We start from the raw sequence: 13,255 nt of genomic DNA, 5'->3' as shown, positions 1-13,255 counted from the left end.
CGCGTGTTTTCAGGCCTTGCTGGCCAGCACAGCTTCGAGTTTCTCTTGATCACGGGCGAACAGGCGGATGCCTTCGGCGAGCTTTTCGGTGGCCATGGCGTCGTCGTTCAGGGCCCAGCGGAACTGGTTCTCGCCGAGGTTTAGACGCGCCTCGCCGATTTGTCCGGGCGCCAGCTTGCGCTCCAGCGGGCCGTGATCGTCGGCCAGTTGCTGCAACAGCTCGGGGCTGATGGTCAGGCGGTCGCAGCCGGCCAGTTGCTCGATCTGGCCGAGGTTGCGGAAGCTCGCACCCATCACCACGGTGTCGTAGCCATTGGCCTTGTAGTAGTCGTAGATGCGCGCCACCGACTGCACGCCGGGGTCCTCGGCACCGGCGAAGTCGCGGCCTTCGGCCTTTTTATACCAGTCGTAGATGCGGCCGACGAAGGGCGAGATGAGGAACACGCCGGCGTCGGCGCAGGCGGCGGCCTGGGCGAAGGCGAACAGCAGGGTCAGATTGGTCTGGATGCCGGCTTTTTCCAGCTGTTCGGCGGCGCGGATGCCTTCCCAGGTGGCGGCGATCTTGATCAGTACCCGCTCGCGGCCGATGCCGGCCTGCTCGTACAGGCCGATCAGGCGTTCGGCGCGTTGCAGGGTGGCCTGGGTATTGAAGGACAAACGGGCATCCACCTCGGTGGAGATGCGCCCGGGAATCACCTTGAGGATTTCCCCGCCGACCGCGACGCCGAAGCGGTCGCAGGCCAGGCCGAGATCGCCGTCACAGCCGGCTACCGCATCGTCGAGCAGTTGCGCATAACGTGGCAGGGCGGCGGCCTTGAGCAGCAGCGAGGGATTGGTGGTGGCGTCGACCGGCTTGAGGCGGGCGATGGCGTCGATATCGCCGGTGTCGGCGACCACGGTGGTGAAAGCTTTGAGTCGATCCAGCTTGGAGGTCATGGCGAAGCCTTGTCGTGGCGGATGCCATGACCTTACCCGAGCTGAATCTGCCCCTCAACGGGAGCTTTCTGCCAGCAGTGGTAATAAGCCGTTATTCGCGCAGTTGGTCGGCTGCCGTCTGCCCGCACAGCGAACGGAGCTGGTCGCACAGGCTGCGGCCGGCGCTACCCAGCTCGGCGCGCGCATAGAGCACCAGTTCCAGCCCGTCGATCGACGGGAAACCTTCCTCGGCCGTAAGCACCTGATGCGAAGGCTGCTGGCAGCGTAGCGGCAACAGGCTCACACCCATGCCGGCGCCAGCCGCCGCGGCGAGGCTGGCCAGGCTGGCGCTGCAATAGCTGATTCGCCAGCGGCGACTGTTGCCCTCCAGCGCGTGGATCATCTCCTGGCGATACAGGGCGCCCAGCGGAAATACCACCAGTGGCAGGGGATCGCGCCTGGCGCTGGGCTGCGCCGCGCTGTCCAGCCAGCACAGGGGTTCGGGCCAGCGTGCCAGGCAGTCGCTGTCGGCGCCCCACTGCTTGACCAGCAACAGGTCCAGCTCGCCGTTGCGATACTGGCGCAGCAGTTCGTGGCTGAGGCCGCTGGAAATCTCCAGGCGCAGGCGCGGACGTTGGGCGCTGAACGCGGCGAGCAGCGGCATCATGCGTTCGCCAGCGAAATCCTCGGGCATGCCCAGGCGCAGCACGCCTTCGCTGTGTTCCATGTTCAGCGCTTCGCGGGCTTCCTCGCCCAGCAGCAGGATGCGCCGGGCATAACCGAGCAGACGTTCGCCTTCCTCGGTGGGCAGGACCTGGCGCTGGCTGCGGTCGAGCAGGCGGCAATCCAGGCTCTGTTCCAGACGGAGAATCTGCTGGCTGACGGTGGATTGGGTCAGGTGCAGGTGTTCGGCGGCGCGGGTGAAATTGCCGGCATCCACCACCATGACGAAACTGCGCAGCAAAGTCGGGTCGAGCATTCTGATTCCCACTGGAAAGCATTTCACCATTTAATTTCAACATACTAGGCCGCCTGGGCATAATTTTCTGACTTGCAGCAGAGTCGGTGACATTCATGCAACACGAAGATTTCATGCGCGAAGCCGTGGCCTTGGCCCGTGCCAATGTCGACGCGGGCGGGCGACCGTTCGGCGCCGTGCTGGTCCGCGATGGCCGGGTCATCGCGCGCGCCGCCAACGAAATCCACCTCGATCAGGACCCGACCGGCCACGCCGAGTTGTTGGCGATCCGCCGGGCCAGCCAGGTGCTCGGCAGTCCCCGGTTGGACGGCTGCGTGATCTACGCCAGCGGCCATCCGTGCCCGATGTGCCTGGCGGCCATGCACCTGTGCGGGGTGAGCGCGGCCTATTTCGCCTATTCGAACGAGGACGGCGCGGCCTTCGGGCTGTCGACCGCGGCGGTTTACGCACAGATGGAGCACCCGCCGCAGGAGCAGTCGCTACCCTTGCGGCCACTGTTGCCCCAGGGCGAGCAGGGGTTGTACGCCTTCTGGCAAGCGAGTCGGGGATGAGTGGCGGCGGTTGCGAGTCGGCGCTACGCGAGAGCGGAACGCGCGCCCAGGTGGGTTCGCTGGGCCTGCTGGTGATAGTCGCGCTGGGCATCAACCTGCGGCCGATGCTGACCTCGATCGGCCCCTTGCTCAGCGAGATTCGCCAGGCGACCGGTCTGGGTTTCCAGGGTGCGTCGATGCTGACCGTCTTGCCGGTGCTGTGCATGGGCCTGTTCGCCTTGGCGCTGCCCTGGCTCGGACCTCGGCTCGGCGAGGGGCGGGGCATGGTCTGCGGGCTGCTGGCGATTGCCGTCGCCTGCCTATGGCGCCTGCTGCTGGACAGCGGTCTGGCGCTGGTGGCCAGCGCGGTGCTGGCCGGTACCGGCGTGGCGATCATCCAGGCGCTGGTGCCGGGAGTGATAAAGCGCTGGTTTCCGCAACGCGTGCCGGCCGCGATGGGCCTGTATTCGGCGTCCTTGATGGCCGGTGGCGGCAGTGCCGCGGTGCTGGCGCCGGTCGTCGCCGAGCATTTTGGGCGCTGGCAGAGCGGCCTCGGCATCTGGCTGCTGCCGGCACTGTTCGGCCTGCTGCTGTGGGGGCTGGTGCGGCCACGAGAGCCGGCTGCGGGCATACAGGCGCAGGCCGGTGGGCATTTCTTCGCCAGTCGCCGGGCCTGGTTACTGGCGATCTATTTCGGCCTGATCAACGGTGGCTATACCAGCATGGTTGCCTGGCTGCCGGTCTATTACCGGCAGCTGGACTGGAGCGCCGAAGCGAGTGGCCAGCTGATCGGTTTGATGACCATCTTCCAGGTCCTCGCCGCCTTGAGCATGCCGATCCTCAGCCGTCGCTCGGCGGACCGCCGCCCCTGGCTCTGCCTGTCGCTGCTGGTGCAGCTCGGCGGCTTCGCCGGCCTGCTGCTGGCGCCGCTGCACCTGCCGGGCCTGTGGGTGGCCTTGATCGGCTACGGCCTGGGCGCCTGTTTCGCGCTCAGCCTGACGCTCACCCTCGACCACTTACCTGACCCCGGCGCCGCCGGCCGCCTGGCCGCATTCGTCCAAGGCATCGGCTTCATCATCACCGGCATCATTCCCTACGTGACCGGCTGGCTGCGCGATGTCACCGGCAGCTTCCAGACGTCCTGGCTGCTGCTCGCGGTGTCCATCGTATTGATGCTCGGCGTGACGCTGCGCTTCGCCCCGCACGGCTACGCGCGCGCCATGCAGCGGCCGGTCGCGGAGTAGCGCGAGCAAGGTAAAAAAAGCCCGCGGTCAGGAGTCTGAACCGCGGGCGAGGGGAGCATCAGGTTGTCAGGCCGCCGGTTGCCAGCCACCGCCCAGCGCCTTGTAGATGGCGACTATGCCGCGATACACCTCGACCTCGGCCAGCGCCTGGGCATCCTCGGCGGCCAGGCGTTCGCGCTCGGCGTCGAGCAGCACGAGGAAGTCCACCGTGCCTTCGCGATAGCGGATCGCCGCCTGCTCGGCGGCGGCGCGGCTGGCTTCGCTCTGGCGCAGCAGCGAGAGCAGACGCTGCTGGCGCTTGCCGTAGTCGCTGAAGGCGTTCTCCGACTCTTCCAGGGCCAGCAGCACCTGCTGCTCGTAGCTGGCCAGGGCGCCATCGGCGTCGGCCTCGGCACCGCGCAGGCGGGCGCGCACGCTGCCCAGATCGAACGCCGCCCAGCTGATGCTCGGGGCTATGGCCCAGGCGCGTGCGGCCGAGGAGCCCAGTTGCGAGCCGCGCCCGGCGGTGAAGCCGAGGAAACCACTGAGGCTGACCCGTGGAAACAGGTCCGCCGTGGCCACCCCGACATTCGCGGTGGCCGCCGCCAGCTGGCGTTCGGCGCTGCGGATATCCGGGCGGCGGCGCAGCAACTCACTCGGATCGCCAATCGGCAGGGCCTTGCTGAGGGCTGGCAGCTCGCGCGGGCCGAGATCGACCTGCAACTGTTCCGGACGCTGGCCGAGTAGGGTGGCGATGCGGTTGCGGGCGCGCACTTCCTGCGCCTGCAACTGCGGCAGGCTGGCTTCGGTGGCGGCCAGGCGGGCGTCGGCGCGCAGGACGTCGAGTTCGTTGCCGACTCCGGCCTCGCGCAGGCGCTCGGTGAGGTTGCGCGAGTCCTGCTGGTTCTGCAGGTTGCTGCGGGCGATGCGTTCGCGCAGTTGGGCGCCGCGCAGTTCGCCGTAGGCATCGACCAATTCGGCAATCAGGCTGACTTGCAGTTGCTGCAACTCGGCCTCGACGGTGCCGATGTCGGCGTCGCTGGCCTCTATCTGCCGTTGGATGCGGCCGAACAGGTCGAGCTCCCAGGCCATATCCAGACCGAGGTCGTAGCGCTCGAGGTTGACCCGCTCCTCGGTGACGCCCGGTTGCTGGGCTTTGCCAATCTCGGCGCTGGCAGCGCTGGTGACGGTGGGTAATTGATCGTTAGCCACATCATCGCGGATCGCCCGTGCCGCCTTCAGGCGGGCGAAGGCCACGCGCAGCTCGCGGTTGCCCTGCAGCGACTGGCTGACCAGCTGGTTCAGGGTCGGGTCGTCGAACTGTTGCCACCACAGCGTCTCGAAGCGTGCGCGGTCGTAGTTGCCGCTATCGGCGCTGACCACGCGGGCGGCTTCGGTCTGCGGTGCCTTATAGTCCGGGCCGACCGCGCAGGCACTCAGCGCCAGGGCGAACAGGGAAGGGGCGAATAGCTTGGCGATCATGCATGCAGCTCCTTGAGTGACTCGACTTTCGCGGCCTTGCGCGCTACGCGTTTCTCCACGAAGGCGCGGATCAGGACATAGAACACCGGGGTCAGCAGCAGGCCGAAGAAGGTCACGCCGATCATCCCGCTGAACACCGCGACACCCATGGCGTGGCGCATCTCCGCACCGGCGCCGGAGGAGAGCACCAGCGGCACCACGCCCATGATGAAGGCGAAGCTGGTCATCAGGATCGGCCGCAGCCGCAGGCGGCAGGCTTCCAGTACCGCGGCGACGCGGTCCATGCCTTCGGCCTGTTTGTCCTTGGCGAACTCGACGATGAGGATGGCGTTCTTGCACGCCAGGCCGACCAGTACGATCAGGCCGATCTGGGTGAAGATGTTGTTGTCGCCACCGGCCAGGATCACCCCGGTAATGGCCGACAGCAGGGTCATCGGCACGATCAGGATCACCGCCAGCGGCAGGCTCCAGCTTTCGTACTGCGCGGCCAGCACCAGGAAGGCGAGCAGCACGCAGAGCGGGAAGACGAAGATCGCGGAGTTGCCGGCGAGGATCTGCTGGTAGGTCAGTTCGGTCCACTCGTAGCTCATGCCGTTGGGCAGTTCTTCCTTGAGCAGCTTCTCCATTGCCGCCTCGGCCTGCCCGGAGCTGTAGCCCGGGGCGGCGGCGCCGTTGATCTCGGCGGTGAGGAAGCCGTTGTAGTGCATCACCCGATCCGGGCCGGCGCTGTCGCTGACTTTGACGAAGGTCGACAGCGGGACCATCTCGCCCCGGTTGTTGCGCACTTTCAGCTGGCCGATCTGCTCGGGCGCCAGGCGGAACTTCTGCTCGGCCTGGACGTTGACCTGATAGGTATGGCCGAAGCGGTTGAAGTCGTTGGCGTACAGCGAGCCGAGGTAGACCTGCATGGTGTCGAAGATGTCGCTGATTGCCACGCCGTGGGTCTTGGCCTTCTCGCGGTCGATATCGGCATCCACCTGCGGCACGTTGACCTGGTAGCTGGTGAACAGCCCGGCCAACTCCGGCACGTTCTGGCTCTTGGCGATGATGTTCTGCACCTGGGTGTAGAGCTCCTCATAGCCGAGGTTGCCGCGGTCCTGCACCTGCACGCGGAAGCCGCCGATGGTGCCGAGGCCCTGCACGGGTGGCGGCGGGAAGATGGCGATGAAGGCGTCCTGGATCTCGCCGAACTGGGCGTTGAGGTCGGCGGCGATGGCGCTGGCCGACAGCGCCGGGTCCTTGCGCTGGTCGAAGGGCTTCAGCGGGGTGAAGACGATGCCGCTGTTCGGGCTGTTGGTGAAGCCGTTAATCGACAGACCGGGGAAGGCCACGGTGTTTTCCACGCCCGGATGCTTGCCGGCGATTTCCGACATGCGCTTGATCACCGCCTCGGTACGGTCGAGGGTGGCGGCGTCCGGCAGCTGGGCGAAGGCCACCAGGTACTGCTTGTCCTGCGGCGGCACGAAGCCGGTCGGGGTGCTAGAGAAGCCCAGATAGGTAAGGCCCATCAACCCGGCATAGACCACCAGCGCCACCGAGCTGCCGCGCAGCACGCGGCGCACCGTGCCGACGTAGCCCTTGCCGGCACGCTCGAACACGCGGTTGAACGGGCGGAACAGCCAGCCGCCGAACAGCTTGTCGAGGACCCGCGAGAAGCGGTCCTTAGGTGCGTCATGTTCACGCAGCAGCACCGCGGCCAGGGCGGGCGACAGGGTCAGCGAGTTGAACGCGGAGATCACCGTGGAGATGGCGATGGTCAGCGCGAACTGCTGGTAGAACTGCCCGGTGAGGCCGGAGATGAACGCGGTTGGCACGAACACCGCGCAGAGCACCAGGGCGGTGGCGACGATCGGGCCAGTCACTTCCTTCATCGCCTGCTTGGTGGCTTCCACCGGCGACTTGCCGAGGCCGATGTTCCGTTCGACGTTCTCCACCACGACGATGGCGTCGTCCACCACGATGCCGATGGCCAGCACCAGGCCAAACAGCGACAGCGCGTTGAGCGAGAAACCGAACATGTGCATCACCGCGAAGGTGCCGATCAGCGACACCGGCACGGCGGCCAGCGGGATGATCGAGGCGCGCCAGGTCTGCAGGAACAGGATCACCACCAGCACCACCAAGACGATGGCTTCGAGCAGGGTGTGTGCCACTGCTTCGATGGAGCCGCGCACGAAGATGGTCGGGTCGTAGACGATCTCGTAGTCGACGCCCTGCGGGAAACTCTGCTTCAGCTCGCCCATGCGTTTGCGCACGGCATCGGAGATTTCGATGGCATTCGAGCCGGGGCGCTGGAATACCGGGATGGCCACCGCCGGCTGGTTGTTGAGCAGCGAGCGCAGGGCGTACTGGCTGGAGCCCAACTCGATGCGCGCGATGTCTTTCAGACGGGTGATTTCGCCATCTTCACCGGCGCGGATGATGATGTTCTCGAACTCTTCCTCGTTGATCAGCCGCCCCTGGGTGTTGATCGACAGCTGGAAGCTGGTGTCGCCCGGTGCGGGCGGCGCGCCGAGGGAACCGGCGGCGACCTGGCGGTTCTGTTCGCGAATGGCGTTGACCACGTCGCTGGCGGTGAGGTTGCGCGAAGCCACCTTGTTCGGATCGAGCCACACGCGCAGCGAATAGTTGCCGAGGCCGAACAGCTGCACGTCGCCCACGCCATCCAGGCGCGCCAGTTCGTCCTTGATGTTCAAGGCGGCGTAGTTGGACAGGTAGAGCATGTCGTAGCGGTTATCCGGCGAGGTCAGGTGCACGACCATGGTCAGGTCGGGCGAGGCCTTGTCGACGGTCACGCCGAGACGCTGCACTTCGGTGGGCAGGGTCGGCATGGTCCGCGTCACGCGGTTTTGCACCTGCACCTGGGCGTTGTCCAGGTCGGTGCCGAGGGCGAAGGTGATGGTCAGGGTCATCTTGCCGTCGGCGGTACCCTGCGACGACATGTAGAGCATGCCCTCGACCCCGGTGATCGCCTGTTCCAGCGGTGAGGCGACGGTTTCGCCGATCACCTTGGGGTTGGCGCCGGGGAAGTTGGCGCGCACCACCACGGTCGGCGGCACCACTTCCGGGTATTCGCTGATCGGCAGCTGGAACAGCGAGATCGCGCCGCCGATCAGGATCAGCAGCGACAGCACGGCGGCGAAGATCGGCCGCGAAATGAAGAATTGCGAGAAGTTCATCGTCTGGGTCCTTCAGGATTCTCAGGCAAAACCGTCCCGTCGCCCCGCCGAAACGGGGCTGGAAGACGGGCTGGTTAGGGGCCGGTTCAGGAGCTAAGCGAGCGACGGTGAGGCAAGGCAAAAACAGGCGAAGAAGCGGAATTTACAAGCTGTAAATGAGCATTCTGAGCGTGTTTTTAACGCCGCCTCACCGAGCGCAGCAGATCCTGAATGGGCCCTTAGCCGCGCGGCGTGGTTGGGTGGTTGACGGGCTGGCGTTCGGCAACCCGCGGCGGATTGCTGGCGGCCACGGCGTTGCGTTGTTCGGCGAGGGCGGCGAGGGTGGCCTCGTCGGCCATGGGCACGGCGGCAGGGCTGACCGGCATGCCCGGACGGGCGCGCTGCAGGCCGTTGACCACGATCTTCTCGCCCTTGGCCAGACCGCTGCGGACGATGCGTAGGCCTTCCAGCTTGGGTCCGAGTTCGATGGCGCGGTAGGCGACCTTGTCATCCTCGGCGAGGACCAGGACGAACTTCTTGCCGAGGTCGGTGCCGACGGCCGAATCCTTGATCAGCGCGGCGTCGTAGGTGGCGCTGCCGACCAGTTTCAGGCGGGCATAGAGGCCGGGGGTGAACTCGCCGTTGCGGTTGTCGAACACCGCGCGGCCGCGGATGGTGCCGGTCTTCGGGTCGACCTGGTTGTCGATGAAGTCCATCTGCCCGAGATGCGGGAAACCGTCCTCGTCGGACAGGCCGAGGTACACCGGGGTGGCGTCGCCGCGGCTGCCCTGGCGTGACAGCTCGGCGTACTTGAGAAACACGCGCTCGTCGGCGTCGAAGTAGGCGTACACCTTGTCGGTGGAGACCAGGCTGGTCAGGCGGGTTTCGCCGGCGTTGACCAGGTTGCCGGTGGTCACGTCGGCGCGGCTGACGCGGCCGTCGATCGGCGCGCTGACGCGGGTGAAGCTGAGGTTCAGGCGCGCCGCTTCCAGGCCGGCCTGGATCGCCGCCACTTCGGCTCGGGCTTGCAGCGCGGCGCTGGCACGGGCATCGGCCAGTTCGGCGGAGATCGCGTTGCTGGCGCGCAGACGCTCGCCGCGGCGAGCTTCGTTCTCGGTGCGGCTGAGGTTGGCGCGGACTTGCTGTAATTGGGCTTCCAGGCGGCGGATTTCGGCCTCGAACGGGCGCGGGTCGATCTGGAACAGCAAATCACCTTTCTTCACCAGGGCGCCTTCGGTGAAGGCGACCTGGTCGACGTAGCCGGACACGCGCGGGCGGACCACCACCGATTCCGGCGCTTCCAGGCGGCCGGTGAGTTCGTCCCACTCGTTGATCGGTTGCTCGATCACGGTAGCGACGCTGACCTTGGCGGGCGGCGCCGTGCTGGCCTGCTCCGGTGCACGTCCGCAGGCCTCGAGGACTAGCAGTGAGAGTGCGGCGAGGGGCAAGCGCAAGGCCTTGAATGACTGTTCCATGGGTGACTCCGCCAATCGTTTTTTAGGATTGGCGCAGTCTGCGACGCGGGTTTGTCGAGGACGAATCGAACCGGGCGAAGTTGAATATCAATCTGAATGATGGAAGGTGGTGGTGTATCGACGTGGACGTAGCGACGTAGGATGGGTTGAGCCGTAGGCGATACCCATGCGGGACCGGATTGATGGGTATCGCTGCGCTCAACCCATCCTACACGGCCCTACATCAGGCTGTCGGGATCGCCGAAGAACATCTGGATGCGCGAGCGCAACCAGCGTTCGGCCGGATCGTTGTCCTGGGCGCCGCGCCAGGCCATGTGCAGTTCAAAGCTGCCGGTCTCCAGCGGCAGGTCCTCGGCGCGCAGGCCGCCGGCGGCGGTGAGGGCGGCGGCGGTGTAGTCCGGCACTGTGGCGACTATGTCGGTACCGGCCAGCAGGGTGCCAAGGCCGTTGAACTGCGGCACGGCCAGCACCACATGGCGGCTGCGGCCGAGCTTGGCCAGCTCTTCATCGATGAAGCCGCTGAGATCGCCGGCGAAGGACACCAGCGCATGCGGCCGCGCGCAATAGTCGTCGAGGCTGAGCGCGCCTGGCGCGCTATCGGCGCGCAGCAGCTTGGGTTTATTGCGGCGCAGCACCTTGCGCTTGGCATTGGCCGGCAGTTCGACGGTATAGCCGACGCCCACGGAAATTTCCCCGGACGCCAGCAGGCTAGGCGTCAACAGATAGTTGGCCCGGCGCACGACCAGCACCACCCCTGGGGCTTCGGCGCGCAGACGCTTGAGCAGCGCCGGCAGCAGGGCGAACTCGACGTCGTCGGACAGGCCAATGCGGAATACCGCGGTGCTGGTGGCCGGATCGAAGTCGGCGGCGCGGCTGACCGCGGTGGAAATCGAGTCGAGCGCCGGCGACAGCAGCGCGAAGATCTCCACGGCGCGCGCCGAAGGCTCCATGCTGCGGCCGGTGCGGACGAACAACGGGTCGTCGAACAGGCTGCGCAGACGGGCGAGGGCGGCACTGATCGCCGGCTGACCGAGGAACAGTTTTTCCGCCGCGCGGGTGACGCTGCGTTCGTGCATCAGGGTTTCGAAGACGATCAGCAGGTTGAGATCGACGCGGCGCAGATCGTTACGGTTCATGGCGTGCTTCCCGGCTTGCCTGGCGGATTAAACTGCAGGCTCGCACCGCTGTCGTCAAGCCGCAGCATCATCCATATTCATGTGCACTATTGATGACAACGGGTGGTCTTACCTGCAAAGCCCGGATAAAGTCCGTGGCCATAAGAGATCACCGGCGAGGTTCGTGATGTCCCGCATGATTCGCTTTCACCAATTTGGTTCTGCCGAAGTTCTCAAGATCGAACAGGTAGACGTTGCCCATCCCGGCCCGGGCGAGGTTCTGCTGCGCGTCGAGGCCATCGGCGTGAGCTGGTACGACGTGCTTTGGCGGCAAAATCTGGCGCCCAGCCAGGCGCGGCTGCCAGCCGGCCTCGGCCATGAGCTGGCTGGTGAAGTGCTGGCCGTCGGCGAAGGCGTCGATGACCTGGCGGTGGGCGACAAGGTCGCCAGCTTCCCGGCCCACAGTCCCAACGACTACCCCGGTTATGGCGAGCAGGTGCTGCTGCCGCGTGGCTCGCTGACTCGCTATCCAGAGCAGTTGAGCGCGCAGCAGGCCAGCGCGCATTACACCTCGCTGCTGATGGGCTATTTCGCCTATGTCGACTTGGCGCGCCTGCAAGCTGGGCAGACGGTGCTGATCACCGATGCCGCCCATTGTGCCGGGCCGGCCCTGCTGCAACTCGGCAAGGCGCTCGGCGCACGACTGTTCGCCGCCACCAAGGACGCCGAAGATCGCGACTACCTGCTGGCGCTCGGCGCCGACAAGGTGATAGTCACCGAGGAAGAGGATCTGGTCGGGCGGATCAACAAGCTCACCGATGGGCGTGGCGTCGATATCGTCCTCGACGGCCTCGGTGGCCCGCAGATGTGCCTGCTCGGCGATGTACTCGCTCCGCGCGGACGCCTGGTGCTGTATGGCCTGCAGGGCGGTAACCAGACGCCATTCCCGGCCTGCGCGGCATTCCAGAAGAACATCCAGTTCTTTGTCCATTGCCTGGGTAACTTTACCGGCAAGCCGGAGCTTGGCATCCCTCAGGATCAGCCGGCGCTGGAGCGTGCAGTGGCGGCGATCAATCAGCTGACCCGCGACGGCCTGCTGCAGACGCAAATCGACAAGGTCTTCGCCTTCGAGGACGTGGTCGCCGCGCACCGTTATATGGAAGGCTGCCCGAAGCGCGGGCGGGTGGTCTTGCAGGTCGGCTGAAATACGGTATGCCCCCTCTCCCGTTTACGGGGGAGGGCTATTGGATTCCCGCTGTGTAGGATGGGAGGGGGCACCTAGCCGGAGCGCAGCAATACCCATCAAACCGGCAACGATGGGTATCGACGCTGCGCGTCTCAACCCATCCTACCGTCCCTGCAACAGGTCGATGGCCTGATCGAACAAGGCCAGTGGATCGGTGGTTTTGTGGATATCCACCGACAACAGCTGGCGGAAGCGCCGGGCACCATGGAAACCCTGGGCCAAACCGAGCACATGGCGGGTGATGTGGTGCATCGCACCGCCTTCGGCTAGATGACGTTCAATATAGGGGCGCAGTTGGGTTAGCGCCTCGGCCCGGCCGATCATCGGTCGGTCGTGGGCGAACAAGGCCTGATCCACTTCCGCCAGCAGATAAGGGTTGTGATAGGCCTCGCGGCCGAGCATCACGCCGTCGAAAGTCTGCAGATGGTTTTGGCACTCCTCCAGGGTCTTGATCCCGCCGTTGAGGATGATCTCCAGATCCGGAAAGTCGCGTTTCAATTGCGCCGCCACTTCGTAGCGCAGCGGTGGGATCTCGCGGTTCTCCTTCGGTGACAGACCGGCGAGGATGGCGATTCGCGCGTGCACGGTGAAACTGCGGCAACCGGCGTCGCGCACCTGGCCGACGAAGTCGCACAGCTCGGCGTAGCTGTCGCGGCCATCGATGCCGATGCGGTGCTTGACCGTGATTGGGATCGCCACCGCATCCAGCATGGCCTTGACGCAGTCACCCACCAGCGCCGGATGGCCCATCAGGCAGGCGCCGATCATGTTGTTCTGCACCCGGTCGCTGGGGCAGCCGACGTTGAGGTTGACCTCGTCGTAGCCGGCGTCCTCGGCCATCCGCGCACAAGCCGCCAACTCTTCCGGCACACTGCCGCCCAACTGCAAGGCCAGCGGGTGCTCGCTCTGGTCATGGCGGAGAAAGCGCGCATGGTCGCCACGCAACAAGGCGCCGGTGGTGACCATCTCGGTGTACAGCAGGGCGTGTTGCGACAGCAGACGCAGGAAGAACCGGCAGTGGCGGTCGGTCCAGTCCATCATCGGGGCGACGGAGAAGCGACGGGACGGCGTGCCGCCATAGGCATTGGGTGTGTTCAAGGTCGACTCTTCAGCAAGCAGCGACGGCGCGCTG

The 13,255-nt window shown here is 66.0% G+C and carries 10 protein-coding genes; 3 read left to right on the top strand and 7 right to left on the bottom strand.

All coding sequences use genetic code 11. The features are described 5' to 3' along the window. Window positions 1-9: 9 nt before the first annotated feature. Both tal and D3880_RS12680 read right to left on the bottom strand, forming a co-directional pair. On the bottom strand, window positions 10-936 hold the full coding sequence (gene tal / locus D3880_RS12685) for a transaldolase (RefSeq protein WP_119893794.1): 927 nt from the start codon (window positions 934-936) through the stop codon (window positions 10-12). A gap of 91 nt (window positions 937-1,027) precedes the next feature. Continuing rightward, window positions 1,028-1,894, bottom strand: a complete 867-nt coding sequence (locus D3880_RS12680) for a LysR family transcriptional regulator (RefSeq protein ID WP_119893791.1) — start codon at window positions 1,892-1,894, stop codon at window positions 1,028-1,030. 95 nt (window positions 1,895-1,989) lie between these two features. Between D3880_RS12680 and D3880_RS12675 the strand changes: the two genes are divergently transcribed. Beyond that, window positions 1,990-2,445 carry a nucleoside deaminase gene (locus D3880_RS12675; protein WP_119893790.1) on the top strand — a complete coding sequence of 152 codons (456 nt, stop codon included), beginning with the start codon at window positions 1,990-1,992 and terminating at the stop codon, window positions 2,443-2,445. Next, entirely contained in the window at window positions 2,442-3,668 is a 1,227-nt protein-coding gene (locus D3880_RS12670; RefSeq protein WP_119893788.1) for a CynX/NimT family MFS transporter, read from the top strand. The genes D3880_RS12675 and D3880_RS12670 overlap by 4 nt, the downstream gene beginning before the upstream one ends. A gap of 66 nt (window positions 3,669-3,734) precedes the next feature. On the opposite strand, the gene D3880_RS12665 is transcribed toward D3880_RS12670, so the two are convergent. The 4 genes from D3880_RS12665 to D3880_RS12650 form a co-directional block, all read right to left on the bottom strand. Next, window positions 3,735-5,129, bottom strand: a complete 1,395-nt coding sequence (locus tag D3880_RS12665) for an efflux transporter outer membrane subunit (protein ID WP_119893786.1) — start codon at window positions 5,127-5,129, stop codon at window positions 3,735-3,737. Continuing rightward, window positions 5,126-8,308 carry an efflux RND transporter permease subunit gene (locus D3880_RS12660; protein ID WP_119893784.1) on the bottom strand — a complete coding sequence of 1,061 codons (3,183 nt, stop codon included), beginning with the start codon at window positions 8,306-8,308 and terminating at the stop codon, window positions 5,126-5,128. Before D3880_RS12660 ends, D3880_RS12665 begins: the two co-directional genes overlap by 4 nt. A 218-nt stretch (window positions 8,309-8,526) precedes the next feature. Continuing rightward, a complete protein-coding gene (gene mexE, locus D3880_RS12655) occupies window positions 8,527-9,762 on the bottom strand; it encodes a multidrug efflux RND transporter periplasmic adaptor subunit MexE (protein WP_119893782.1) in 1,236 nt (411 codons plus the stop codon). Between the two features lie 218 nt (window positions 9,763-9,980). Next, window positions 9,981-10,898, bottom strand: a complete 918-nt coding sequence (locus D3880_RS12650) for a LysR family transcriptional regulator (RefSeq protein WP_119893780.1) — start codon at window positions 10,896-10,898, stop codon at window positions 9,981-9,983. 166 nt (window positions 10,899-11,064) lie between these two features. On the opposite strand from D3880_RS12650, the gene D3880_RS12645 reads away from it, so the two are divergent. Beyond that, window positions 11,065-12,081, top strand: coding sequence for a zinc-dependent alcohol dehydrogenase family protein (locus tag D3880_RS12645; protein ID WP_119893778.1), 1,017 nt, complete (start codon window positions 11,065-11,067; stop codon window positions 12,079-12,081). A gap of 144 nt (window positions 12,082-12,225) precedes the next feature. Here the strand turns inward: D3880_RS12645 and dusA are convergent, their stop codons facing one another. Next, window positions 12,226-13,164, bottom strand: coding sequence for a tRNA dihydrouridine(20/20a) synthase DusA (gene dusA / locus D3880_RS12640; RefSeq protein ID WP_238474450.1), 939 nt, complete (start codon window positions 13,162-13,164; stop codon window positions 12,226-12,228). Window positions 13,165-13,255: the final 91 nt, after the last annotated feature.

The organism is Pseudomonas cavernae, from assembly GCF_003595175.1.
In the GTDB taxonomy this organism is placed as follows: domain Bacteria; phylum Pseudomonadota; class Gammaproteobacteria; order Pseudomonadales; family Pseudomonadaceae; genus Aquipseudomonas; species Aquipseudomonas cavernae.
Note: the sequence above shows the minus strand (reverse complement) of the source record. Positions and strands in the feature narration are given on the sequence as shown.